Source organism: Nonomuraea sp. CA-143628 (assembly GCF_050942315.1).
Classification (GTDB): domain Bacteria; phylum Actinomycetota; class Actinomycetes; order Streptosporangiales; family Streptosporangiaceae; genus Nonomuraea.
The window spans coordinates 4,803,267-4,827,167 of sequence record NZ_CP192072.1; the positions used below are offsets into that span (position 1 = coordinate 4,803,267).

At 70.6% G+C, this 23,901-nt stretch carries 21 protein-coding genes; 10 read left to right on the forward strand and 11 right to left on the reverse strand.

Annotated elements, in window-relative coordinates:
• Nucleotides 1–4: 4 nt before the first annotated feature.
• The 3 genes from ACQP2T_RS21965 to ACQP2T_RS21975 form a co-directional block, all read right to left on the reverse strand.
• Nucleotides 5–1,204 (reverse strand): cytochrome P450, encoded by a 1,200-nt coding sequence (locus ACQP2T_RS21965; RefSeq protein ID WP_433517973.1) that lies wholly within the window; start codon nucleotides 1,202–1,204, stop codon nucleotides 5–7.
• Nucleotides 1,205–1,240: 36 nt separating this feature from the next.
• A complete protein-coding gene (locus ACQP2T_RS21970) occupies nucleotides 1,241–2,857 on the reverse strand; it encodes an FAD-dependent oxidoreductase (RefSeq protein ID WP_433517974.1) in 1,617 nt (538 codons plus the stop codon).
• Nucleotides 2,858–2,951: 94 nt separating this feature from the next.
• A complete protein-coding gene (locus tag ACQP2T_RS21975; protein WP_433517975.1) occupies nucleotides 2,952–3,632 on the reverse strand; it encodes a hypothetical protein in 681 nt (226 codons plus the stop codon).
• A gap of 115 nt (nucleotides 3,633–3,747) precedes the next feature.
• Between ACQP2T_RS21975 and ACQP2T_RS21980 the strand changes: the two genes are divergently transcribed.
• Nucleotides 3,748–5,421, forward strand: coding sequence for an SMI1/KNR4 family protein (locus ACQP2T_RS21980; RefSeq protein ID WP_433517976.1), 1,674 nt, complete (start codon nucleotides 3,748–3,750; stop codon nucleotides 5,419–5,421).
• A 12-nt stretch (nucleotides 5,422–5,433) separates the two neighbouring features.
• Here the strand turns inward: ACQP2T_RS21980 and ACQP2T_RS21985 are convergent, their stop codons facing one another.
• Both ACQP2T_RS21985 and ACQP2T_RS21990 read right to left on the reverse strand, forming a co-directional pair.
• Nucleotides 5,434–6,333: a hypothetical protein gene (locus ACQP2T_RS21985; protein WP_433517977.1), complete on the reverse strand. Its 900-nt coding sequence runs from the start codon at nucleotides 6,331–6,333 to the stop codon at nucleotides 5,434–5,436.
• A gap of 107 nt (nucleotides 6,334–6,440) precedes the next feature.
• Entirely contained in the window at nucleotides 6,441–7,226 is a 786-nt protein-coding gene (locus ACQP2T_RS21990; RefSeq protein WP_433517978.1) for a DeoR/GlpR family DNA-binding transcription regulator, read from the reverse strand.
• Between the two features lie 67 nt (nucleotides 7,227–7,293).
• Here ACQP2T_RS21990 and ACQP2T_RS21995 point away from each other — a divergent pair, with 67 nt between their 5' ends.
• Entirely contained in the window at nucleotides 7,294–9,255 is a 1,962-nt protein-coding gene (locus ACQP2T_RS21995; protein ID WP_433517979.1) for a DUF5107 domain-containing protein, read from the forward strand.
• Here the strand turns inward: ACQP2T_RS21995 and ACQP2T_RS22000 are convergent.
• Entirely contained in the window at nucleotides 9,242–10,177 is a 936-nt protein-coding gene (locus ACQP2T_RS22000; protein ID WP_433517980.1) for a LysR family transcriptional regulator, read from the reverse strand. The two genes, ACQP2T_RS21995 and ACQP2T_RS22000, sit on opposite strands and share 14 nt — an antisense overlap.
• 116 nt (nucleotides 10,178–10,293) lie before the next feature.
• On the opposite strand from ACQP2T_RS22000, the gene ACQP2T_RS22005 reads away from it, so the two are divergent.
• Nucleotides 10,294–11,232 (forward strand): NAD(P)H-binding protein, encoded by a 939-nt coding sequence (locus ACQP2T_RS22005; protein ID WP_433517981.1) that lies wholly within the window; start codon nucleotides 10,294–10,296, stop codon nucleotides 11,230–11,232.
• A 6-nt stretch (nucleotides 11,233–11,238) separates the two neighbouring features.
• Here the strand turns inward: ACQP2T_RS22005 and ACQP2T_RS22010 are convergent, their stop codons facing one another.
• Nucleotides 11,239–12,417, reverse strand: a complete 1,179-nt coding sequence (locus ACQP2T_RS22010; protein WP_433517982.1) for a glucose-1-phosphate adenylyltransferase — start codon at nucleotides 12,415–12,417, stop codon at nucleotides 11,239–11,241.
• 200 nt (nucleotides 12,418–12,617) lie between these two features.
• On the opposite strand from ACQP2T_RS22010, the gene glgA reads away from it, so the two are divergent.
• The gene (glgA, locus tag ACQP2T_RS22015; protein ID WP_433517983.1) at nucleotides 12,618–13,793 is read left to right on the forward strand and encodes a glycogen synthase; all 1,176 of its coding nucleotides are present in this window, start codon (nucleotides 12,618–12,620) and stop codon (nucleotides 13,791–13,793) included.
• Here glgA and ACQP2T_RS22020 read toward each other — a convergent pair.
• Both ACQP2T_RS22020 and ACQP2T_RS22025 read right to left on the reverse strand, forming a co-directional pair.
• On the reverse strand, nucleotides 13,790–15,094 hold the full coding sequence (locus ACQP2T_RS22020; protein ID WP_433517984.1) for a hypothetical protein: 1,305 nt from the start codon (nucleotides 15,092–15,094) through the stop codon (nucleotides 13,790–13,792). The genes glgA and ACQP2T_RS22020 overlap by 4 nt on opposite strands.
• Before the next feature lie 151 nt (nucleotides 15,095–15,245).
• Complete coding sequence (locus ACQP2T_RS22025) at nucleotides 15,246–15,614, reverse strand: PH domain-containing protein (RefSeq protein ID WP_225301025.1); 369 nt, start codon at nucleotides 15,612–15,614, stop codon at nucleotides 15,246–15,248.
• A gap of 102 nt (nucleotides 15,615–15,716) precedes the next feature.
• On the opposite strand from ACQP2T_RS22025, the gene ACQP2T_RS22030 reads away from it, so the two are divergent.
• Nucleotides 15,717–17,195, forward strand: a complete 1,479-nt coding sequence (locus ACQP2T_RS22030) for an Nramp family divalent metal transporter (protein WP_433517985.1) — start codon at nucleotides 15,717–15,719, stop codon at nucleotides 17,193–17,195.
• Between the two features lie 11 nt (nucleotides 17,196–17,206).
• On the opposite strand, the gene ACQP2T_RS22035 is transcribed toward ACQP2T_RS22030, so the two are convergent.
• Together ACQP2T_RS22035 and ACQP2T_RS22040 are read right to left on the reverse strand one after the other, a co-directional pair.
• A complete protein-coding gene (locus ACQP2T_RS22035; RefSeq protein ID WP_433517986.1) occupies nucleotides 17,207–17,689 on the reverse strand; it encodes an OsmC family protein in 483 nt (160 codons plus the stop codon).
• Between the two features lie 145 nt (nucleotides 17,690–17,834).
• A complete protein-coding gene (locus ACQP2T_RS22040; protein WP_433517987.1) occupies nucleotides 17,835–18,242 on the reverse strand; it encodes a nitroreductase family deazaflavin-dependent oxidoreductase in 408 nt (135 codons plus the stop codon).
• 145 nt (nucleotides 18,243–18,387) lie between these two features.
• On the opposite strand from ACQP2T_RS22040, the gene ACQP2T_RS22045 reads away from it, so the two are divergent.
• From ACQP2T_RS22045 to ACQP2T_RS22065, 5 genes are read left to right on the forward strand one after another with little or no spacing between them, the layout of a single operon-like run.
• Complete coding sequence (locus ACQP2T_RS22045; protein WP_433517988.1) at nucleotides 18,388–19,386, forward strand: LacI family DNA-binding transcriptional regulator; 999 nt, start codon at nucleotides 18,388–18,390, stop codon at nucleotides 19,384–19,386.
• Complete coding sequence (locus tag ACQP2T_RS22050) at nucleotides 19,383–20,645, forward strand: sugar ABC transporter substrate-binding protein (RefSeq protein ID WP_433517989.1); 1,263 nt, start codon at nucleotides 19,383–19,385, stop codon at nucleotides 20,643–20,645. Before ACQP2T_RS22045 ends, ACQP2T_RS22050 begins: the two co-directional genes overlap by 4 nt.
• Nucleotides 20,646–20,647: 2 nt before the next feature.
• On the forward strand, nucleotides 20,648–21,526 hold the full coding sequence (locus ACQP2T_RS22055; protein WP_433517990.1) for a carbohydrate ABC transporter permease: 879 nt from the start codon (nucleotides 20,648–20,650) through the stop codon (nucleotides 21,524–21,526).
• Nucleotides 21,523–22,344: a carbohydrate ABC transporter permease gene (locus tag ACQP2T_RS22060; RefSeq protein ID WP_433517991.1), complete on the forward strand. Its 822-nt coding sequence runs from the start codon at nucleotides 21,523–21,525 to the stop codon at nucleotides 22,342–22,344. The genes ACQP2T_RS22055 and ACQP2T_RS22060 overlap by 4 nt, the downstream gene beginning before the upstream one ends.
• A gap of 12 nt (nucleotides 22,345–22,356) precedes the next feature.
• Nucleotides 22,357–23,880 carry a glucoamylase family protein gene (locus tag ACQP2T_RS22065; protein WP_433517992.1) on the forward strand — a complete coding sequence of 508 codons (1,524 nt, stop codon included), beginning with the start codon at nucleotides 22,357–22,359 and terminating at the stop codon, nucleotides 23,878–23,880.
• The last annotated feature ends 21 nt before the right edge of the window (nucleotides 23,881–23,901 follow it).

Below are 23,901 nucleotides of genomic sequence, written 5' to 3' on the forward strand. Positions count from 1 at the left end.
CGGGCTACGTGGCCGGTAGCTCGCTGTACGGGTTGACTCCGTCGTACTGGATCTCCAGGTGACGCGGGCCGCGCAGGGTGGAGCTCGGGCGGTAGGGCGGCGGGTCGGTGACCAGGCTGGGGTTCACCAGCCGCCGCGCGAGCTCGCGCAGCGCGATCTGGGCTTCCAGCCGCGCCAGCGGAGCGCCGAAGCAGTGGTGGACGCCGCCGCCGAAGCCCAGGTGCTGGATGTAGGGACGGTCGGGGTCGAAATGGTCGGGGTCGCGCAGGTGCGCGGGGTCGCGGCTGCCCGAGGCGAGCGCGAGGATGATGTGGGCGCCCTTGGGGATGGTGACACCCGCGATGGGGATGTCGTCGAGGGCGACCCGGTTGGGCAGGAAGTGCACCGGCGGCTCGTAGCGCAGCAGCTCCTCGATGGTGTGGATGGCCAGGTCCGGCTCCTTGCGCAGCCGTTCGAGCAGCCACGGGTTGCGCAGCATGGTGAGCATGCCGTTGGTGATGAGGTTGACCGTGGTCTCGTGGCCGGCGATCAGCAACAGCGTGCCGGTCGCGATCACCTCGTGCCGCGACATCGTCCCGTCGGGGCCCTCGTCGGTGATCAGCCCGGACAGGAGGTTGTCGCCCGGGTTCTCGCGGTGGGCGTCGATCAGCCCGGCCAGGTACTCGCCCAGCGTGCGCAGCACGGCCTTGCGTCTCTCCATCCGCTCCGCCAGATCCTCCTCACCGGGGCCGAGGACCTCTATGAGCTCGTCCGCCCAGTGGTGGAAGCGGGGTTCGTCCTCCAGCGGCACGCCGAGCAGGCGGCAGATCACCGTGACCGGGAACGGGTAGGCGAAGTCGTCGACGATGTCGGCCTGTTCCCGGTCCCCGAGGCCGTCGATCAACTCCGTCACGATCTGGAGCAGCTCGCCGCGCAGGCTGTCGACCTTGCGCGGCGAATGCGGCGGCCCGAAATGACGCATCGCCAGCCGCCGGAGCCGGTCGTGCTCGGGCGGATCGGTGGAGATGAAGGAGGGCAGCTGCCCCGCGGTGGAGCTGACCCGCGGATCGTGCAGCAGCGCCACGATCTCCTCGTACGTGCTGACGACGTAGCTGCCGTCCTCCTGCCGCGCGACAGGCGTCTTGCGCAGCTCGGCGTACAGCGGATACGGGTCGGCCCGGTTGGAGTACTGGAGAATCTGCTGGTAGCTGCTTGCCGGCTCCACGAAGTGCCTCCCTGGACGCGTGGGTTCGAGATGGTCTTACCGCTGGGGGCGTACGAGCGTGGCGCGGCGTTCGCCCGGATCGTGGCCGGTCACCACCACGGTCGCTCCTTCGGCGGGCTTGATCCGCTCCGGCACCTGGGCCGGAACGGGCCGTGATCCGTCGAGCCGGTCGACCGTGTGGAAGTCAGGGGGGAACGGCGCGGCCTGCTCGATCAGGCGCCGGTAGAAGTCCAGCCACATCCCGTGGTCGAAGGTGACCGCGGCGGTGATCCTGCCCCGGTAGCCGTAGACGGCGACGAACCGCCGCTCGGCCAGCGAGCCCTGCGCGATCATGAGCTCGTCGGCGAAGCTCGGCACGCCGACCGACTTGATGTTGACGCCGAACTGGTTGGACCAGAAGACCGGCAGCGACAGATGCGGCCAGCGATGAGCCTGGTCGCTGATCATGTTGTGGGCCGCGACCTCGGCTTGGGCGACGGCGTTGCCCCAATGCTCCAGCGCGAGGAACTGGTAGTGGAAGACCGGGTGCGGGAAGCGGGCCACGTCACCGGCGACGAACACGTTGTCGGTGACCACGCCGTTGACGTCGAAGGCCCGGCAGCCCGCGTCGGTGGCGATCCCCCACACCCCGCACGCCAGCCCGGACCCTTCCAGCCATTCGATGTTGCGGACCGCGCCGAGCGCGACCACCGCCACGTCGGCCTCCACGGTGCTGCCGTCGGACAGCCGGGCACCGCGCAGCCGCCCGTCCGCGTCCCCTTCCAGGGCCGCCACCGTGACCTCGCAGCGCAGGTCCACACCGGCCGCGCGCTGCATGTCCGCCGCGACCGCGCCGATCACGTTGCCCAGCGCGCCGCGCAGCGGAACGGGCCCGTGTTCGACGAGGGTCACCGGCAGGCCCATCTCACGGCAGACCGACGCCACCTCCGACCCGGTGAATCCGCCCCCGATGACCAGCACCCTCTTGACGCCGGTGGCCACCCGCTCCCGCAGGCGCCTGGCCTCGTCGAGCGTGCGCAGGACGTACACGCCGTCGAGCGCGGCCTCCGGCTCCTTCGGCCACGGCCGGGCCCGCGCGCCGGTGGCGATCAGGACCTTGTCGAAGCCGATCTCCCCGCCGTCGGCGAGCCGTACCTTCTGCGCGGACAGGTCCAGCCCGGTCGCCCGGGTCTCCGGCAGCCAGTTGACCTCGACCTCGCGCAGCTGGGGGAGCAGGGTGCGCTCGGCGGGCACCTTGCCCATCAGGACCTGCTTGGACAGCGGTGGCCGGTCGTACGGCTGGTGCGGCTCGTCCCCGATCAGGGTCAGCGAGCCCGTGAAGCCGTCTCTGCGCAGCACCCCGGCGGCCCGCGCGCCGGCCAGGGAGGCGCCGACGATGACGATGCGGCCCTGGCGCTTGAACGCCTCGCCGTCGCCCGTGGGGGAGGGGCCCAGCTCCGGCCGCATGGTTCTGTGCTGGGTGGTCATCCGGTCGAGGTGAATGGCCTGGACCGGGCAGGCCGCCGCCGCCCGCAGCACATGTTCGCGCTGGTCGTCGTCCGGGCCGGTGTCGTACATGAGCGCTTCCTGGCCGGGCATCGAGAACACGTCCGGCGCCAGGAAGACGCACTGCCCATAGCCCTGGCAGCGCGTGAGATCAACGACAACTCGCACAGTAAACTCCCCGTCGGGCCGGGCGGCCGCCTGCCGCCGAGCCGCCCTCTCCACGACCTACCCGACGCCACGTAGCTGATATGGCGGCAAAAAGTCATTTGTTGGGCAGGTTGGCGGAGATCATCCGGGAGTGGGCGGCGATCAGGAAGCAGCCCACGATCAGTACCCAGACCGGGAAGATGACCTCCGACCAGGCGACGCTGCTGACGACAAGGAGGAGCACCAGCCCGACGACATAGCCGAGCCAGGACAGCCACCGCGGGAAGAGGCCGAGACGCGTCGCGATGGTCGTGGTCGTCAGGGTGAACACCGCGGCCATGCGCGGCGCGTACTCGGTCATCAGGACCAGGGTGAGATGGCGCCCGTAGGGCCAGAAGGCGATGGGCTGGGACGGGTCCCGGATCGTGTCGATCGTGGCCAGAAAGGCGTCCGCCGCCGCGCCGAAGACGAAGAGCATGGCCACGAACAGCAGGCCGGCGCCGAGGAAGACGGTCGTGAAGAACCGGTCCTCCCGCGCCCCGATGGAATCCCGTACGGCGCCCATGAACCACAGGAAGAAGATCCCCCCGAACGGCAGCAGGATCAGCGCCACCCGCAGGGCGTGATGGCCGGCGGTGTCGGCGAGATAGGCGGCCTCGCTGATCGGATGCGCGGGCAGCGCCCTGCGCACCAGGATCATGGTGCCGCCCAGCGGCAGGGCGGCGAGGATCCCCGCGGCTCCCGCGGCGCGCGGCGTCCGCAACGCCTTCGCCGGCGGTCCGCCAATGCCCTGCATGGAGCCCTTCCTCCCACGACACAACGCCTGTATGACGCTAAGTGTCCAGTGGATACGCTCGGTAATCATCGTGCGTGGTACGAAGCGGGCGCGTCGCGATGGTTAGGTGTGTCCTGTGACCCATGATCGTGATTCCGAGATCGCCGATGTGCTCCGTACGATGGCCGAGAAGATCGCGGCCGGAGCGCCCGCGGGATGGCGGCGGGCCGAGCTGCAGGGGTTCGCGACAGGTCCGGACGGGTCCGGCCATCGCGGGCTGCGGGTCGAGCCGGGCGAGGCGGATGACATCGACCTGCACGAGGAGATGTGCGAGATCTACACCTTGGCCGGGGCGAGCGGCGACCACCTCGCCATCGAGCTGGTGGTCGAGGCCAAGGGCCGGTTCGAAGCGGTGGTCAGCGAGTCGCTGGACCGCGTGGATCACGGCGAGCACGGCTTCCTGTACGTGCTCGATCGGGGCGTGCTGCCGCCCGAGCCCGCAGAGTTCCAGCGGGGCCGGCCGGACGCCGCTCCGGCGGGAGATCCGAAGGAGGCCGTCGCGCTGCTCGGCGCGTACTTACGCGAGCGTGACCGGGTCCTGGGCGGTCCTGGCACGGACAAGTACGCCCCGCCCCCCGCGCTCCCCGAAGCGCGCCGCGCCTGGCTGGAGGCCCAGCTCCGGGTCCGGTACGGCGTGACGCTCCCCGAGGACCTGCGCGCCCTTTACGCGCTGGTCGACGGCGACGGCGGTGAGGGCCTCCTGGACCGGCATCCGTGGTTCGGCCTCGAACTGCTGGAGGACCAGAGCCGCCCGGAGAACCGCTGGTGGGCGGCCGGCCGTAGTTGGAGCCACCAGCAGTTCATCACCGGCGTGGGCCCCTCGCTGGCGATGCGGCGGGCGTCGGACCACCCGTGCTGGATCCCGTTCGCCACCAGCACCGGGGGCGACTTCCTGGCGGTGGACCTGGCGCCCGGCCCGGACGGGCGGCCGGGCCAGGTCATCCGCATGGGCACGCACCACGACGAAGGCCCGGTCTATGTCGCCGACTCCGTGACCAGCCTGCTGCGGCGGCACGTCACCGCCTTGCAGGCCGGCGCCTACGCGGTCGAGAACGGCGAGTTGTGGATCGATCTCGGTGACATGAAGGAGCCGAACCGGCACGCCCACGAGCAGACCCGTTCACTGACGGTCGCCGGTCCCGACGCGGCCACCATCCGGGGCTGGGAGCCGCGGATCCAGCGCCTGTCGGTGCTGAACGCCCCCTGGGTCGACTTCGGGCCGGTGCGCGGGGCGCCGGTGCTGTGGCAGGTGAAGGTGGACAACTGCCCGGGCGCGGACCTGACCCCGCTGCGCGACACTCCGGTGGAACTGCTCGACCTGGCCATGGACGGGATCGACCTGGCGCCTCTGGCCGGCCACGCCACGCTGCGGTCGCTGACCCTGCGCACCGAGCGGCCCGTGGACCTGACGCCGCTGCTGTCCTGCCCTCGGTTGTACGCGCTGGACCTGTCCCGCGCCGCCGTCAGCGACTTCGGCGTGCTGAGCGAGCTGAAGGGCCTGCTCTACCTCAACCTGCGCCGGGGGCAGTGGGCGGAGCTGCTGGAGCGGGGCGCTCTCCCGGCGGGGCTGGCGGCGGCCGGGCTCGCCGCCGAGCCGCGCCGGGAGAAGACCTGGTGGTGGTCGGTCGACCGGGCCTACCACGCCCCGGAACCGTCGCTGAAGACGGCGGTCAGATGGGCGGGCGACCTGGCCGGGGAGGCGGTGGACGTACGGGTCTTCACGGGCCGCTTCCCCCGGCGGCGGCGCTGAGACTCGCGCGGGTCAGCCTCGGGTGGAGATCAGCCGCAGGGCGAGGTCGTGCTGCTCCTGTGACGGCGGCCGGGTCCAGGTGATGCCGGGGCGTCGCTCGGTGAGCATCCGCGCCAGGGCGGCGGACATGACGTCCACGGGCTGGGCGTGCGGCATGTGCGGGCGAAGCTCCTGGTAATCGGCGAGCACCCGGCTGTAGTCGTACATCAGTGTGTTGGTGAAGCGGCTCTGCTCGCCGTCGGCGCGCTCGAGCCCCGCGACGAACTCGGGCTCCGGCTCCTCGATCACCGCCTTGTAGACGTCGAGGCGGTTGCGGATCTCGCCGGGCGAGGCGTGGCTGTGCGCTTCGTCGTACATTCTCCGTACATGCGCCGGCACCTCGGTGAGCACCGTGAGCATGCCGTAGCCGGCGTCCTCGTTCCCATAGCCGCCGACGCCCCCGTCGACGCCCTGTGCGTGCGTGGCCATGCCTATCTCGCGGGTGAAGTCGTACTTGTCCAGGCCGTCGACGGGCTCCTCGATCCACTCGTCGTCGATGTAGAGCACACCGTCGATCTCCGCCTCCGCGGCGCGGCCGATCAGGTGCCGTACGGCGCCCGCCGGATCCGCGAGCGCCCCCGGGCCCATCGCGGCGAACTGCTCGGTGAGGAGGAACAGCGAGACCATCATCTGCGGGTTGTAGACGTGCAGCGCCCCCGCCTCCCGGTGCGGGAAGACGGTCCGCTCCTCGTCATAGGCCTCCAGCCCGGCCATGAACGCCCGCTCCTGCTCCTCGGTGAGGACGAGCTCCCAGGCCCACGTACGCTCGACGTGGAACTTGTAGAAGTCCTCACCCCTGAGCGGGTCGCGGAACTTCCACCACAGCGCGACGCCGACGATCAGCGCGACGATCACGCCCAGTGCGATCAACATCTAGATCCCCCACTTCCTGACATTTCCCGTTTCCTGGTGTCAAGCACAGAGCGGGAAGCCTAGCGGTGAGGGTCGGCCGGAGCACCGGAAACGATCAAATGCGGGGCCTAGACCCGGATCACCCGGATGCCGGCGTCCGAGAACCCGGCGGTCAGCTCCGGCGCGGCCGTGGAGTCCGTCACCAGGACGTTGATCCTGCTCAGCGGGCAGACCAGGGCGAACGCCCGGCGGCCCAGCTTCGAACCTTCTGCCACCACGATCACCTGGCGGGCCTTGGTGGCCATCAGCCGGTTGACGGCCGCCTCGCCCTCGCCATGGGCGCTGGCGCCGTGCTTGACGTCGAGCGCGTCGACGCCCAGCACCACCACGTCGAGCGCGACGTCGGCCAGCATGCCCGTCGCCACCGGGCCCACCAGCTCGTACGACTCGGCGCGCGCGGAGCCGCCCGTGGTGACCACGTGCAGATGCGGCCGCACGGCCAGCTCGTGGGCGATGTTCAAGGCGTTGGTCACCACGGTGAACGCCGGGCCGCGGCGGCCGGAGGGCGGGTCGGGGCGGTTGGCCAGCACCCTGGCCACCTCCGTCGTCGTGGTGCCGCCGTTGAGCCCGACCGTCGCCCCCACCGGCACCAGGGCGGCCGCCGCGGCGGCGATGCGCTGGTTGTCCGGCGCGTGCTGGGCCACCTTGTAGCGCTGCGGCAGGTCGTAGGAGACGCTGTGCGCGATGACGCCGCCCCTGGTCCTGGTCAGCAACTGCTGGTCGGCGAGTTCGTCGAAGTCGCGCCTGATCGTGGCCGCGGACACGCCGAGCTTGCGCGCCGTCTCCGACACGTTCAGGCGGCCGGCCTCGGCGACGAGCTCTAACAGCATGTTCCAGCGTTCGTACCGGTTCACCGTCTAATCATGCCCGAAACCCGGCTGAAGCTCTTATCTGTCGGTTTTATGGGAAAATACTCGCCAAATGCTACGGACATCCACAGTCGTGCTCCCCGTGTCCCCGCTGGGTCCGGAGAACCCGCTGCCGCCGCTGCGCACGCTCCCCGATCCGCGTGGCGGGCTGAAGACGGCCGCCGCCGACGCCGAGATGGCGGCCCAGCTGGCTTACGGGCACGCCGAATCGCTCCTGCCGTACACCTTCCAGGACGGCTACGGCCGCGAGCGGGAGGAGCGGGAGCTGAAGACGGCGGTGCTGGAGAACGAGCTGCTGCGCGCGGAGTTCCTGCTGGAGTACGGTGGGCGGCTGCGCTCGCTGGTGCACCTGCCGACCGGGCGCGAGCTCCTGCACAAGCCGCCCCACCTGCAGCTGGCCAACCTCGGGCTGCGCAACGCGTGGTTCGCCGGGGGAGTGGAGTGGAATCTCGGCACCTTCGGGCACACCGCGCTGGCCTGCGCGCCCGTCCACGCCGTCCGGGTGGCGGGGCCCGACGGGGTGCCGGTGCTGCGGATGTACGAGTGGGAACGGATGCGGCGGCTGGTCTACCAGCTCGATGTCCACCTGCCGCCGGGGTCCCCGGTGCTCCTCGTACACGTCCGGATTTATAACCCTTCAGCGGTGGATGCCCCGGTCTACTGGTGGTCGAACGCGGCGGTGCCGCAGACGCCGGGCAGCCGGGTGCTGGCGCCGGCGCGGCAGGCGTACCACTTCTCCTATGACGGGATGCTGCGCCGGGTGCCCGTGCCGCGCTGGCACGAGGCCGACCAGTCCTACCCGGCCCGCAACGAGCAGGCCGCCGACTTCTTCTACGAACTGCTGCGCGGCGAACGCCGCTGGATCGCCGCCCTCGACGCGGACGGTGGCGGGCTCGCGCAGGTCTCCACCGACCTGCTGCGCGGCCGCAAGCACTTCCGCTGGGGCACCGGCGCGGCGGGCCGCAACTGGCAGGACTGGCTGTCCGGCCCCGACCGGCCGTACCTGGAGATCCAGGCGGGCCTGACCCGCACCCAGCTTGAGCACGTACGCCTGCCCGCCCGCTCCGCCCTGTCCTGGACCGAGGCGTACGGCCTGCTCCAGGCCGACCCCACGCGATCCCACGGCCCCTGGCACGAGGCGCTCGGCCACGTGAGCCGGGCCGTGGACCGGCTGATCTCCCGCGACCGGCTCCAGGCGGCGCACGAGCAGGCCGCAGGGCTGGCCGCGGCGGTGCCCATGGAGGTCCTGCACGTCGGCAGCGGCTGGGGCGCGCTGGAGCGCCGGGCCCTGGCCAAGCGGCGCAGCCGGGTGCTCAACCTGCCGGGCACGCCGTTCGCCGACTGGACGATCGGCCGCGACCAGCAGTCGTGGCTCGCCCTGGTGCGCAAAGGCTCGATCCCCACACCCGCCCCCGCCCTGCCGCCGTCCTCCTACACCGTCGGCCCCGAGTGGCGCGCGCTGCTGGAGAAGTCGGTGGAGGAGTCGGGCGGCACCTGGTTCACCCTGCTCCACCTGGGCGTGAACCTCTATCACGACGGCGACCACGACGGCGCCCGGGCCGCATGGGAACGCTCCCTGGCCTGCGCCGAGAACGCGTGGGCCCTGCGCAACCTGGCCGTCCTCGCCCCGTCGCGCGCCGCCGACCTGTACGAGCGGGCGCACGCGCTGTCGCCGCGGCTGCGCCCTCTCACCATCGAGACCCTCGTCGCCCTGCTCGCCGCTGACCGCCCGGACGCGGCCCTGGTCCTGATCGACAAGCTCGGCCCCAAGGACCGCTGGCACGGCCGGATCCGCCTCCTGGAATGCCGCGCGGCCCTGGACGCGGGCGATGTCGGGCGCGCCGGGCGGGTGCTGGAGACGGGACTGGTGGTGGACGACCTGCGGGAGGGGGAGGACACGCTGGACGAGCTGTGGTGGGACTACCACGAACGGCTCAATCCGACGGGGCGGGCGCGGGTGCGGGCGGAGAATCCGCTGCCCTGCCGGTATGACTACAGCGTCAAGCAGTATTAGGGGCGAGTACCCGGCGCACCGCGCCACGCAGCCACTGGTGAGCCCCGTCGGCGGTGTGGCGCGGGTGCCAGGCCATGCCGATCGTCAGTGGTGGCAGCGGCAGCGGGATGTCCAGCAGGCGCAGTCCCAGTGCGTGCGCCGCGTCGCTGAGTGGTGAAGGGGGCTCGCCCGGCAGAGCGGCCGGCACCAGGCAGACCATGTCGCCGACCGCGGCCAGCGCCATCGCCGCCAGATGTCCGGGCAGGACGGCGCTGACCCGCCGGCTGAGCCCTTGCTCGGCCAAGGCCGCGTCCAGCGGGCCGGTGAAGCGTCCCCGGCGGCTGACCGCCACGTGCTCGGCCGCGGCCAGCCTGGCGGGCGTCAGGGTCGCTTCGGTGAGCGGGTGCCCGGCCCTGACGCCGGCCGCCATCCGCAGCGTGACCAGCTCTTCGACCCGGGTCTCCGGGTCGACGTGGTCGATGGCCCCGATCTCCAGATCGGTCCGGCCTTCGCGCAGCGCGGGGCCCGCCTCCCACTCCTCGGCCAGCACCCGCAGCGAGACGCCCGGCGCCTGGCGCCGGGCCAGCCCGAGCAGTCCCGGTGCCAGTGCCGCGCCGACCAGGTCCGAGGCCTGGACGGTGAAGGTGCGCCGCAGCGCGGCGAGGTCGATCCCGCCGCTCGGGGTGAGCAATGCCTCCAGCCGCCGCACCACCGCGGCGGCCTCGTCCCGCAGCGCCTCGGCGCGGGGTGTGGGCACCATCGCCTGTCCTGCCCGCACCAGCAGCGGGTCCTGGAGCACCCGGCGCAGCCGGGCCAGGGTGCGGCTCATCGCCGCGGGGGAGGTGCGCAGCCGCGCGGCGGCACGGGTGACGCTCTGCTCGGTCAGCAGGGCGTCGAGGGCGATGGCGAGGTTGGCGTCGAGGTTCGGGACTGGGCTGCTCACCGGCATGATTCCGTTTCTGGCAATGATTGGTTGCTGAAGTTCCCATTGTGGCAATGGGGGTCGGTTCCGCACGATCAAGGGGCTGTACCGATCCGACACAGACCGCGAGGTTATTCATGATCGTCATTACCGCCCCCACCGGGAACATCGGCCGCCGGCTGCTGTCGCTGCTGGTCGAGGCCGCGCCCGCACGCGGAGAGGAGCTGCGCGTCGTGGTCCGCGACCCTGCCCGGCTGCCCGAGGCCGTGCGCGGACGGGTCGAGGTGGTCACCGGCTCGCACGGCGACGCCGCGACCGTCGAGCGCGCCTTCTCCGGGGCCGACGCCGTCTTCTGGCTGGTGCCGCCGGACGCCTCGGTCACGCCCGACGAGGCGTACAGCGGCTTCACCCGCCCGGCCGCGCGGGCGTTCGCCGCCCACGGCGTCGGCCATGTCGTCGGCGTCTCGGCGCTCGGCCGCGGCACCCCGCAGGCCGCCCGGGCCGGGCTGGTCACCGCCTCCCTGGCCATGGACGACCTGATCGCCGGCTCCGGCGTCGCCTACCGCGCCCTGGCCAGCCCGTCCTTCTTCGAGAACCTGCTTGAGGAGGCCGACTCGATCCGCGAGCACGGCGTCTTCACCGACACCGCCGCCGCGGACCGCCCGGCCCCGCTGGTGGCCGTCGCCGACATCGCCGCGACGGCGGCCGGGCTGCTGCTGGACCGCTCCTGGACCGGCGTCGGCAGTGTTCCCGTGCTCGGCCCGCAGGACCTGTCGCCCGACGATCTGGCCCGCATCATGACCGAGGAGCTGGGCCGTCCGGTCCGCTACCAGCGCCAGTCGCTCGACGAGCTGCGGTCCACCATGCTCGGCTACGGCCTCAACGAGGCGTTCGTCGAGGGCATGGTCGACATGAAGCGCGCCAAGGACCAGGGCCTGGACTCGGGCGTCGACCGCTCGCCGCAGGCGGGCCCGGCCACCGGATTCGCGCACTGGTGCGCGCGGACTCTCAAGCCCGCCGTCCTCGCCACACCGGAGGCGGTCGATGCCGCGAGCACGACGAGCGGCGGCCGGTGAGGGTGGTCAGCGGTCGACGATCTCGTTCTTGCCGATGACCACGATCCCGCCTCTGGTCAGCGCGAAGCGGGTGCGGTCGTGGTCCAGGTCGAAGCCGATCCGCGCCCCGTCGGGGATCACCACGTTCTTGTCGATGATCGCCTTGCGGACGATCGCGCCCCTGCCGACCTTGACGTTCTCCATCAGCACCGAGTCCTCGACCAGCGAGTGCGAGTGCAGCACGACCCTGGGCGACAGGATCGACCGGTTCGCCGTGCCGCCGGACACGATCACGCCGGGTGACACGAGCGAGTCGAGCGCCCGGCCCACCCGGTCGCCGTCGTTGTGCACGAACTTGGCCGGCGGCAGCGGGTCGTGGCCGGTGTGGATCGGCCACTTGTCGTTGTAGAGGTTGAAGATCGGGTGCGCCGAGATGAGGTCCATGTGCGCCTCGTAGTAGGCGTCGAGCGTGCCCACGTCGCGCCAGTAGCCGCGGTCACGCTCGCTCGAACCCGGCACCACGTTGTTCGCGAAGTCGTAGACGTCCGCGCCGCCGGACTTGACGAGCATCGGGATGATGTTCCCGCCCAGGTCGTGCTTGCTCGTGGGGTCGAGGGCGTCCTCCCGCAGCGCGTCGATCATCGCCTGGGTCTTGAACACGTAGTTGCCCATCGAGGCGTACACCTCGTCGGGAGAGTCGGCGAGCCCTACCGCGTCCTTCGGCTTCTCCCGGAAGGCGACGATCCGCCGCCCCTGCGGATCGGTCTCGATGACGCCGAACTGGTCGGCCAGCGACAGCGGCTGCCGGATCGCCGCCACCGTCACGTCCGCGCCGGAGTCCTCGTGCTGCTCGACCATCTGCCGCGGGTCCATACGGTAGATGTGGTCGGCGCCGAACACGATCACGTGCTCGGGCATCTCGTCGTAGATCAGGTTCAGGTTCTGGAACAGCGCGTCGGCCGAGCCGGAGAACCACCGCGGGCCGAGCCGCTGCTGGGCGGGAACCGGGGTCACGTAGTTGCCGAGCATCGCCGTCAGCCGCCACGTACGCGAGATGTGGCGGTCGAGACTGTGATTCTTGTACTGGGTCAGTACGACGATCTGCAGGTATCCGCCGTTGGCGAGGTTGGACAGCACGAAGTCGATGAGCCGATACATTCCGCCGAACGGAACGGCCGGTTTGGCGCGATCCGCCGTGAGCGGCATGAGCCGCTTTCCCTCTCCACCTGCCAGTACGACCGCAAGAACCCTCCTGGACCTCATATCCGTGACGCTACCCTCAAAATGCCGATCTATCGACGAAACGCCCACCGAACGTAGTTCGTGCCTGGGGCTCACGGAAGATGGCGTCCGACCGGCCGCCGCCACGCTGGGCCCGGCGGCCCGAGGGATCGTAAGGTCGTGTCATGCGCGTTGATCTGCTCACCCGGGAGTACCCGCCGGATGTGTACGGCGGTGCCGGGGTGCACATGGAATATCTGGCCAGAGAGCTGCGGCGGCTGGCCGACGTCCGGGTGCGGTGTTTCGGGGCCGCACGCGACGAGCCGGGCGTCTCCGCCTACCCGGTGCCCGCCGGGCTCGCGGACGCCAACGCGGCCCTGCAGGTGCTCGGGGTGGATCTGGAGATGGCCGCCGCGTGCGCGGGCGCCGGGGTGGTCCACTCCCACACCTGGTACGCGAACTTCGCCGGGCACGTCGCCAAGATGCTGCACGGCATCCCGCACGTCGTCACCACCCACAGCCTGGAGCCGCTGCGGCCGTGGAAGGCCGAGCAGCTGGGCGGCGGCTACACCGTCTCCTCCTGGGCGGAGCGGACCGCCCTGGCGAGTGCCGACGCGGTCATCGCGGTCTCGGAGGGGATGCGGCGCGACGTACTCCTCGCCTATCCCGAGATCCCGCACGAGCGGGTGAGCGTCATCCACAACGGCATCGACACCGCCCAATACGCCCCCGACCGGGGCGACGACGTGCTGAAGAAGCACGGCGTCGACCCGGCGCGGCCGTACGTCATCTTCGTCGGGCGCATCACCCGGCAGAAGGGGCTGGTCCACCTCCTGCACGCGGCGCGGAGCTTCGACACCGGCGCGCAGATCGTGCTCTGCGCGGGCGCGCCCGACACGCCGGAGATCGAGGCCGAGGTGACGAGCCTGGTGCGGGAGCTCGGCCGGGAGCGCGACGGGGTGATCTGGATCTCCGAGATGCTGCCCAAGCCGGAGGTGATTCAGCTGCTCACGCACGCGTCGGTGTTCGTGTGCCCGTCGGTGTACGAGCCGATGGGGATCGTGAACCTGGAGGCGATGGCCTGCGAGACGGCCGTGGTGGCGACGGCGACCGGCGGCATTCCCGAGGTGGTGGCCGGCGGGGAGACTGGGCTGCTGGTGCCGATCGACCAGGGGATCGATGGGACGCCGCACGATCCGGAGCGGTTCGCCGCCGATTTCGCCGAGCGGGTCAACGCGCTGCTGGGGGATCCGGCGCGGGCCGCGGCGATGGGGGTGGCCGGGCGGGCCAGGGCCGTCGAGCACTTCTCGTGGGAACGCATCGCGCACCGGACCATGGAGCTCTACACCTCACTTACCTAAGGCGAGCCGGTGCGCCAGAGCATGGCGCGGGTCAGGTCCTTCTCGGGGCTGGAGGAGCCGGCCGCGTAGACCTCGCTCGTGCCGGGGCGCTGGGCCAGGGCGTCGATCGTGCCGTCCACGGTCTGCGACGTCCAGCGGTCGCGGCTGAAGTGCAGCAGCCGCGACCCCGTCGAGTCGAGCACCCACATCCCGTCCCGGCCGTCCGGCTCGGCCTGGGTGAACGTCGGCCCCGGCGCGCCCCACCGGCACCGCCACTCGCCGCCGTCCCAGTGCAGGGCGACCGGGCGGGAGCGCTCCAGCGGCTCGTTGTCCTTGGTGAACTCGCCCGGCACCAGCCAGGACACCCCGCCGACCACCCACACGTCGGCCGGGCCGAGCACCACGACGTCGTTGAGCCGGACGCGCGGGGACTCCGCCTTGTCCGGCGGCCCGAGCGCGGGCAGGTCGACCCGCTGCCACGCCTCGCCGTCCCAGCGGGCGGCCGGTCCCTGGTCGATCAGCGGACCGCTGACCGTCCACACGTCGCCGCCGCGCTTGCCTCCGCCGCTGTTCCCCGAACCGCCGCCGCTCCCGCTGCCGCCGCCCACCGCGCCGGCCGGGGCCGGGAGGTCGTGGTGCTGCCAGGTGGAGCCGGTCCACCACAGCGCCGACGTGCCGCTGACCGCCCATGCGCCGCGCGCCGCGGTGCCGCCCGCGCCGAAGGTGTCGCCGAGCCGGCCGGTGAGCCGCCGCGCCGCCCACGTGTCGTTCTGGAACGCGCCGACCAGCCCGGTTCTGCCGTCCGCCAGGCCGAACACCCACGCGTCGGCGGCCGAGGTCGCGCTGAGCGCGGTCACCTGAACGCTCGGCAGCGGGTACGACGTCCACCCCTTGCCGTCCCATCGCCGCAGGCCCGCGAAGGCCGTCTCCACGGACTCGGCCGTCAGGCGCTGGGTGAGATGGGTGGCCCAGACGGCGCCGTCGCGGCCCACGGCGAGGTCGTGCAGCTTGCCGTACCCCTCGTCGGTGGACACGACGCGCCAGCCGGAGGCGGCCTTCGTGGCGCGGATGTCGTCGGTGGCCGCCGGTGGCTGGGCGCAGGCGGCGGGCTTGGCGGGGAGCGCGGGCCGCCCGCCCCCGGGCACCGGCACCGGCGAGATCGACGTGCTGGGAGCCGAGGTGGTCGGGGTCGCCGTGCCGGGGCGCGTGGTGGTGGCGGCGCCCGTGCCCGGGGCCGTGGTCACCATCGGCGGGGTGGAGGTGCAGGCGGCGACCGCCAGCACCGCCAGGCCCGCCGTACAGGCGCGTGCGACTCGGCTCACCCAGCCCGCCCCCTTCGCGTGACCCACTGCTTTTCGCAGGCCTCCTGCTTTTCGCAGGCCTCCTGCTTTTCGCAGGCCTCCTGCTTTTCGCAGGCATCGTGATTTTCGCAGGATAGGTCAGTCCGGGCCGCCGCGCCCCTTACGGAATCGGTTACGTTCGCGATATGTGATGCAAGATCACGTTATGCACGTGGTGCGCCTTGTTGTCGCCGCGGAAGTCGACTTCGTACGTGTGCGTCCCGACGTGAATGGCGATCGCGCCCGAGGAGAAGAACCCGCCGGCGAACGACTTGTTGCTCACCACGCTCACCGCGGAGATCTTGCTGTAGGGGATGCTGGTGATCGCGATCCGCTTGCCGACGAACGACTTGTCCTGCACGATGACCCGCCGATCGGTCAGCCCGAGGAACCCCGTCCCGGCGCCGATGGCGTCGTACACCGCGATGATCTGCTCGCCCGGCATCAGCCCGCTCTCTATCTGCTTGAGCTGTTCTTTCCTGTCATAGGGGATGTCAGCCATGTCTGGGCAACGAACAGGGCGAGCGGCGGCGTTCCGCGGGCGCCGATTGGGTCTTGTAGCCGGTGGGGTTCTGGATCACCCTGAACGCACAGGAGGCCTGACATGTCGCATCCACTCGGAGTAAGCCGCCCAGATCTCGACGTCACAGACCTTCCGACACCGGAAGAGGTGTTCAAGGTCTCCAGGATCGGCCCGAAAGAGCTGGTCAAGTACGCGATCGGGCCCAGCCTGATCGCCCTCGGCATCTCGATAGGAAGCGGCGAGTGGTTGCTCGGGCCGCTGAACGTGGGGCAGTACGGCTTCGTCGGCGTCGGCTGGGTGATTCTGGTCTCCGCCCTGCTCCAGACCTTCTACAACGTCGAGTGCTCCCGCTACGTCATCGCGACCGGAGAGACCCCGGTGGTCGGCTGGGGCCGGGTGCCGCCGGGCTGGAAGCTGTGGGTCCCGCTGTCCGTACTCGTGGTGATCTTCGCCTTCATCGCGGGCGGGTGGGCCGCCTCGGCCGGCCAGGGCGTCTACGCGCTCGTCCACGGCGTGGTCGCACCCGCGGACGCCGAGGAGCCGCGGCTGTGGGCCATCGCGCTGCTGGTGCTGGTCTTCCTGATCACCGCGCTCGCCAAGCGGATCAGCCGGGCGCTGGAGCTGGCCAACTGGGTGATGGTCGGCGCCATCCTCGTCGCGCTGCTCGCCGTCGACCTGCTCATCGTGCCGTGGAGCCAGTGGTGGGAGGGCATCCGCGGCTTCATCACCCCGGCCGCGCCGCCCGCGGGCATCACCGCGACCCAGCTCGGCGGCCTGGCCGGCTTCACCGCCCTGGCCTCCGGCCTGAACTGGTACGTGATGGGCCACTACCGCGACAAGGGTTACGGCATGGGCTATCGCGCCGGGTTCCTGTCAGGGATGCGGGGCGAGCGGCGTGAGATCCTGGCCAGCGGCGTCACCTTCCCCGACGACGACGTCAACCGGGGGCTGTGGCGCAGGTGGTACCGGCTTTTGCTCACCGACATGTGGGGCGTCTTCTTCGTCGGCGCCATCCTCGGCATGCTGCTGCCGACGCTGCTCATGTCGCAGGCGGTCACCCTGTCGGGCCGGAAGCCGACGCGGGCCGACGTGCCGACGTTCGTGGCCGGGGTGCTCGGCGACGAGTACGGCCGGGCGTTGTTCTACGTGGCGCTGGTGCTGGGGGTGCTGATCCTGTTCTCCACCCAGCTGGGCATCTTCGAGGCCATGGTCCGGGTGACCACGGACGCGGCGCACGCCACCAGCCCCCGGCTGCGCGGGCTGATCGAGGGCGACCCGCGCCGCTTCTACTACCCGTTCATGATCGTGCTGTTAGTGATCATCTCGGTCATCATCCACTTCTCGCTGCCGGTCGGGCTGGTGGAGTGGTCGGCCAACATGTCCAACCTGGGCGCGCTCATCTACCCGTTCCTGCTGATGTACCTGAACAGCAGGCTGCCCCGCCCCGCCCGCCCCCGGCCGTGGCACTACGTGATCCTGGTCCTGAACTTCCTGTTCTTCGGCTTCTTCTTCGTCAACTTCATCGCCGACTTCATCGGCGATCCGCTCGTCACGTTCTAGTTCCAGGGCGGCTACCCCTTCAGGCAGTCGAGGATCCTCGGCTCGTGGTGGATCGGGAAGTTCGTGGAGTTGGCGATGAAGCAGAGCTTGTTGGCCTCGGCGTGCAGCTCCAGGGCCTTGGCGTGCAGGCTCGGCGTGGTGATCATGACCGTGGGGCGCAGGGTGACCTCGGAGAAGCGGCCGCCGCCGGTGCCGGCGTCCACGACCATGGTGCCCTCCGGCTCGTCGAGGTAGGAGGTCACGACGATGCCGTTGACCGAGCACAGGTGGAGATACCACAGCATGTGGCACTGCGACAGCGACGCCACCAGCAGTTCCTCCGGGTTCCAGCGGGCCGGGTCGCCGCGGAAACCGGGGTCGGCCGAGCCGGGCAGGGCGGGTTTGCCCTCGGCCGCCACCTCGTGGTCGCGGTTGTAGGACCGGTAACCGGAGGTGCCCTCACCGAGGTTGCCGGTCCAGGTGACGGTGACGCGGTAGTGGTGTTCGCTGCTCATGGGTCCATCTTCGATCATGCGGGTCCCAGGCGGACCGTCCGCCCCGCCGTATCCGAAGGGCGCGGCGGCGGTGCGCCGCGTCCGGACGGGTGCGGCGGACCGTCCGCCCCGCCGTACGACAGTCCGGCCGGGGCGGGCTCAGCGGTCAGCCGGTGATGGGGTCGAGGACGACGATCGGGATCTTCCGGTCGGTCTTCTGCTGGTAGTTGTCGTAGTCGGGCCAGGTGGCGGCCATCAGCCGCCACAGTTCGGGCCGTTCCTCGTCGGTGGCCGTGCGGGCGCGGGCCTTGAACTTCTCGGCCTTCACCTGCACCCCGACCTCGGGATTGGCCTGAAGGTTCTTGTACCACTCGGGATGGTCGGGATCGCCGCCCTTGGAAGCGACGACGACGCAGACGCCTCCGTGCTTCTGGTAGATGAGCGGCGTCGTGTACGACTTGCCGGACTTACGGCCCTTGGTGGTGAGAAGGAGGGTCGTGGTGTTGTTCCAGTCGTGTCCCTCGGCGCCGTCGGTCTCCTGATAGCGCTGGACGTGTTCCTTGCCATAGAGCATGCCTGCCGCCTACCCCCTGTCGCCGTAACCGCACCGTTACCGGACGGGGTCTGTACGAAATGTTGACACGCCTGACAGACTGCCTTTCTGTAAGCGCTTACACAGCTGCGGGTGGAAGCGCTTACACAAAGAAGGAGCGGCCTGGATGGACGTGACGATCTACGAGGTGGCGCGGCGCGCGGGCGTGTCGATCGCGACCGTGTCGCGCACGCTGCGGGGCACGGGGCCGGTCGCGCCCAAGACGCGCGAGAAGGTGCTGAAGGCGGTCGAGGAGCTCCGCTTCACGCCCAGCCGCCTCGGCGTCAGCCTGGCCGAGGGCCGCCACGCCGCCAACGGCATCGTCTTCCCCAACCTCGCGGGCCCGTACTACACCGAGGTGCTGCTCGGCTACGAGGAGGTGGCCTCCGAGCTGGGCCGGTCGGTGGTGATCCTGTCCACCAAGGGCCGTAGCCGGGTGCACGACCTGGTCAAGGATCTCGCGGGGCGGGTGGACGGGCTGATGGTCTTCGGCCACACGGTTCCGGACGACCTGGTCGCCGAGCTGGTCCGGATGCGGATGCCGCTCGTGTTCGTCTCCCGCGAGCCGCTGGCCGGGGCCGACACGCTGCGCAGCGAGAACACCGCCTCGGCCCGCGCGCTGGCCGAGCACCTGCTGGGACACGGCTACCGGCGCTTCGCCTTCCTCGGCGCGCCGATCGCGACGGGTGACGACGTGGACGAACGCTGGCAGGGGGTCAGGTCCGTCCTCGGCACCGCGATCGAGGCGGTGCCGACGGAGCACTACACCGTCGAGTGCGGCTACCAGGCCGCCCTGGCCCTGCTGCGCGCTCCGGCGCGGCCCGAGGCGATCGTCTGCTCCGACGACGAGGTGGCGCTGGGCGCCCTGCTCGCCGCCGAGGAGCTCGGGCTGGCCGTACCCGACGAGCTGGCCGTGACCGGGTGGGACGACATCATGGCCGCCCGCCACGCCCGCCCGGCGCTGACCACCATCCGCCAGCCGATGCGCGAGCTGGGCGCGCGCGCCGCGCGGGCGCTCGACGAGCTGATCACCGGCGCCCGCGACACCCCGAACCACCTCGTCCTGACCACCGAGCTGGTGCTGCGCGCCAGTTGCGGTCACCACCCCCAGGAGGAACCCAAGTGAACCCCTCGCCCCGGCGCTCCGCCGCCGGTCTGCTCACTCTCGCGATACTGATCACCGGCTGCGGGCGCGGTGCCGGCCAGGCGCCCGAGAAGGCGCAGGACGTCAAGACCGGCGCGGTGGCCGGCGAGATCACCGTCTGGGGGATCGGCGAGGAGGGCAAGGCGCTCGGCGCGTTCGCCAAGGACTTCGAGAGCGCCAACCCGGGCGTCAAGGTGAACGTGACGCCGATGGGCTGGGACGTCGCCCACGACAAGATCACCTCGGCCATCGCGGGCAGCGCCACCCCCGACATCAGCATGATCGGCTCCACCTGGGCGGGTGAGCTGTCCAAGACCGGCGTGCTGGACCCCACACCCGGCAACCTCATCGACAAGGCCGCGTTCTTCCCCGGCGCCTGGCAGACCGTGGACGTGAACGGCACCGCGTACGGGGTTCCGTGGTACGTCGAGACCCGCGTCCTGTACTACCGCACGGACCAGGCTGAGAAGGCGGGCGTCAAGCCGCCGGCCACCTGGGCCGAGCTCAAGACGTTCGCCAAGGCGCTGAAGGAGAAGGGCGGCGCCAAGAAGGGCTTCAACCAGGGCTACAACGAGGGCTCCTGGCAGGAGCTGGTGCCGCTGATCTGGCAGGCCGGCGGCGAGATCGTCAAGGACGGCAAGTACACCTTCGACACCCCCGAGGCGGTGACCGCGCTCAAGCAGTACGCCTCGCTCTTCCAGGAGAAGCTGGCCCCGAACGACACCGCCAAGGGCGCCTTCCCGCAGAACTTCATCAAGGGCGAGGTCGGCGGCTTCTTCTCGGGCCCCTGGATGGTCGGCGTGCTGAACAACGACGGCGGCGCGGACTTCGAGGACAAGTTCGACGTCGCGCCCTATCCGAAGGGCCCGGTCTCGGCGACCAGCTTCGTCGGCGGCTCCGATCTGGTGGTCTTCAAGCAGGCCAAGAACCGCGACGCCTCCTGGAAGTTCATCCAGTGGCTCACCGACCCCAAGGTGCAGGCCAAGTGGTACACCACGGTGAAGGCGCTGCCCAGTGTCCAGTCGGCCTGGCAGGAGCCGGAGCTGGCCTCGGACAAGCAGCTCGCGGTCTTCGGCGAGCAGCTCAAGGACGCCAAGACGCCGCCGCCGTACCCGACCTGGGAGCAGGTGGCGAAGGTGTTCGAGACCGAGCTGGAGAAGCTGGCGCTCGGTAAGCAGACGCCGGAGCAGACGGCCAAGGCCATCCAGGCGCAGGCCGACACGATCGGCACCGGCCTGTAGTGATGGTCCTCCTTCGCAGGGGCGGGCTCGGCTGGGTGTTCGTGCTGCCGTTCGTGCTCATGTTCGTGGTGTTCTACCTCGGGCCGCTGCTGGCCGGGTTGGGCATGAGCTTCACCGACATGCGCAGCACGGACGTCACCGACCCGCTGGCCGTCGACCCGGTCGGCGTCGAGAACTACATCAGGCTGGCCGGCGACGAGGCGATGCGCGAGGCGGCGCTGAACACCGCGATCTTCGTGATCACCGGGCTGCCGCTGACCATCGGGCTCGGCCTGGCCGCCGCCGTGGCGCTGAACTCCGGCATCTCCCGGCTGCCCGCCGCCTTCTTCCGGCTCGGCTACTACCTGCCGCACATCACCAGCATCATCGGCGTCGCGGTCGCGTGGAAGTTCCTGCTGGAGCCGGAGGCGGGACTGGTCAACCGGCTGCTGGGGCTGGTCGGCCTCCAGGGGGCCGCCTGGCTGCAGGACCAGGCCACCGCGCTGCCGTCGATCATCGTGATGACGGCCTGGCGGAGCTTCGGGTTCGACATGGTGGTCTTCCTCGCGGCGCTGCAGGGGATCCCCCGGGAGCTGTACGAGGCGGCGGAGGTGGACGGGGCCGGGCGGTGGAAGCGGTTCAGGTCGGTCACGCTGCCGCAGCTGCGGCCGGTGATCCTGTTCTGCACCGTCTACAGCTCGACCGGGTTCCTGCAGTTCCTGGAGGAGCCGCTGATCATGACCGGCGGCGGGCCGCTGAACTCCACGCTGTCGGCGTCGCTGGCCATCTTCAAGCAGTTCGGCGTGGGCAACTACGGCTACGCGGGGGCCGCCGCGACCGTGCTGTTCACGGTGATCATCGCGCTGGCCGTACTCCAGCTCAGGATCGGGAGGGCGCGGTGAGGCGGACCCGCAGGCAGAACCTGATCACCTATCTCGGCCTGAGCGTCGGGCTGCTGCTGGTCGTCGGACCGTTCCTGTGGGCGGGGCTCAGCTCGTTCAAGCCGGAGCCGGAGATCCGGCGCGACCCGCCGACGTTCTGGCCCGAGACGTTCACGCTGGACAACTACTCCGAGCTCCTGCAGCGGGTGCACATCGGGCAGGCGTTCGCCAACAGTGTGTTCGTCGCGCTGGTCATCGTCGCCGGCAACCTGCTCTTCTCCTCGATGGTCGGCTACGGGTTCGCCAAGATGCGCTTCCGTGGCAGGGACGCCGTCTTCGGGCTGGTGCTGGTGCAGATGGCGGTGCCGGCGATCGTGCTGATGATCCCGCAGTTCGTGCTGATCGCCAGGCTCGGCATGGTCAACACCTTCCTCGGCATCATCCTGCCGGGTCTGATCACGCCGCTGGGCGTGTTCATGATGCGGCAGTTCATCGCGGAGCTGCCCGACGAGCTCATCCACGCGGCGCGGGTGGACGGGGCGGGGGAGTTCCGGATCTTCTTCAGGATCGTGCTGCCGCTCTGCAAGCCCGCGATGGCCACGCTGGGCCTGATCACCTTTCTCGGATCATGGAACAACTTCCTCTGGCCGGCCGTGGTGGCGCAGTCGGAGGACGTCTACACGCTGCCCGTGGCCCTGAACATCCTCAACAGCCACGAGAGCAGCCACTACAACCTGCTCATCGCCGGGGCGATGATCGTGGTCGCGCCGATCCTCGTCCTGTTCGTCTTCCTGCAGCGCTTCTTCATCCAGGGCATCGCCACGTCCGGCCTCAAGTAGAGGAGCACCCCCATGCGCAAGACAGCCGTGATCGCCGGCCTGCTGGTGCTGGCCGCCGCTGTGCCCAGCCCGGCCAGCGCTTCATCGGGAAATAGCACGTTATTTCAGTACGCAAAGGACACGTGGCGGTCGATGGCAGCCATGGTCGACCCCGCCACCGGCATCCCGTCGGACAAGGTCACCGGCGACCTGAAGACCCGGGCCAAGGTCACCTCGCCCACCAACATCGGCACCTACCTGTGGAGCACGCTCGTCGCCCGCGACCTGCGCCTCATCGCCCCCGGCGAGGCCACGGCCCGCGTCGGCAAGGTGCTCGACGCGCTGGAGCGGATGGACCGCGACACCCCGACCGGCCAGTACTACAACTGGTACGACCCGGCGACCCTCCAGCTCGTCCACACCTGGCCCGACAACGGCGACCCGGTGCGGCTGTTCGCCTCCAGCGTGGACAACAGCTGGCTGGCCACGGCCCTGATGATGGTCCGCAACGCCGTGCCCCGCCACTCCGCGCGGGCCACGAAGCTGGTCACCTCCATGAACTTCGCCTCCTACTACGACCCGGCCGCCCGCCCCGACGCGGGCACCGGGCTGATCCGCGGCGGCTTCTGGCCGGAGAAGCCCGAGGGCTGCTCGGTGGAGAGCGACTACGCGGGCACCGGCACCAAGGTCTGGTCCACCTGCCACCACTACGGCGCGCCCGCCGAAACGCGAATCGCCCAGTACGTGGGCATCGCGCTCGGCCAGATCCCGCGCGAGAGCTACTTCGGCCCCTACCGGACCTTCCCCGACAACGGCTGCGACTTCGGCTGGCAGGACCAGAAGCCGGTCGGGGCGTGGAAGACGTACCTGGGCGTCAACGTCTGGGAGGGCACGTACGGCTACCGCGGCATGCGGTTCGTCCCGAACTGGGGCGGCTCGATGTTCGAGGCGCTGATGCCGGACCTGGTCGTGCCCGAGGCGAAGTGGGCGCCCCGGAGCTGGGGCCGCAACCACCCGGTGTTCGTGAAGGCGCAGATCGAGCACGGCCTGCGCGAGGCGAAGTACGGCTACTGGGGCTTCTCGCCGTCCAACGACCCGCGCGGCGGCTACCGCGAGTACGGCGTGGACGCGCTCGGCATGGACACCCCCGGTTACACCTCCGACGAGGAGCGCACCAGCACCGATCCCGGGTACGAGGGCTGCCGCCCGGCCCAGCCGGAACCTGCCGCCTACGGCGAGGGAGTCGTCACTCCGCACGCCAGTTTCCTGGCTCTGCCGTACGCGCGGGCCCAGGCGATGGATAACCTGGCCAAGATCCGCAAGAACTTCGACGCCTACGGGCCCGGCGGTTTCTACGACTCCGTCGCGGTCCGCTCGGGCGCCGTGTCGAAGTGGTACCTCGCGCTCGACCAGGGCATGGTCATGGCCGCCCTGGGCAACGTGCTCACCGGCGGCGACCTGCACCGTTACTTCGGTGGCGCGGGCGTCGAGGCGAAACTCCGGCCGGTGATGGAAATCGAGGAGTGGGCCGTTCAGGGGGTCCCTCCCACCAACTGAACCCTCCAACAGATCGGGGAA

Coding starts and splice junctions, on each gene's coding strand:
- ACQP2T_RS21975 (WP_433517975.1), bottom strand. CDS start 3,632: ATGCAGGGCATTGGCGGACCGCCGGCGAAGGCGTTGCGGACGCCGCGC.
- ACQP2T_RS21985 (WP_433517977.1), bottom strand. CDS start 6,333: ATGTTGATCGCACTGGGCGTGATCGTCGCGCTGATCGTCGGCGTCGCG.
- ACQP2T_RS21995 (WP_433517979.1), top strand. CDS start 7,294: ATGCTACGGACATCCACAGTCGTGCTCCCCGTGTCCCCGCTGGGTCCG.
- ACQP2T_RS22005 (WP_433517981.1), top strand. CDS start 10,294: ATGATCGTCATTACCGCCCCCACCGGGAACATCGGCCGCCGGCTGCTG.
- ACQP2T_RS22010 (WP_433517982.1), bottom strand. CDS start 12,417: ATGCCGCTCACGGCGGATCGCGCCAAACCGGCCGTTCCGTTCGGCGGA.
- glgA (WP_433517983.1), top strand. CDS start 12,618: ATGCGCGTTGATCTGCTCACCCGGGAGTACCCGCCGGATGTGTACGGC.
- ACQP2T_RS22025 (WP_225301025.1), bottom strand. CDS start 15,614: ATGGCTGACATCCCCTATGACAGGAAAGAACAGCTCAAGCAGATAGAG.
- ACQP2T_RS22030 (WP_433517985.1), top strand. CDS start 15,717: ATGTCGCATCCACTCGGAGTAAGCCGCCCAGATCTCGACGTCACAGAC.
- ACQP2T_RS22035 (WP_433517986.1), bottom strand. CDS start 17,689: ATGAGCAGCGAACACCACTACCGCGTCACCGTCACCTGGACCGGCAAC.
- ACQP2T_RS22040 (WP_433517987.1), bottom strand. CDS start 18,242: ATGCTCTATGGCAAGGAACACGTCCAGCGCTATCAGGAGACCGACGGC.
- ACQP2T_RS22045 (WP_433517988.1), top strand. CDS start 18,388: ATGGACGTGACGATCTACGAGGTGGCGCGGCGCGCGGGCGTGTCGATC.
- ACQP2T_RS22055 (WP_433517990.1), top strand. CDS start 20,648: ATGGTCCTCCTTCGCAGGGGCGGGCTCGGCTGGGTGTTCGTGCTGCCG.
- ACQP2T_RS22065 (WP_433517992.1), top strand. CDS start 22,357: ATGCGCAAGACAGCCGTGATCGCCGGCCTGCTGGTGCTGGCCGCCGCT.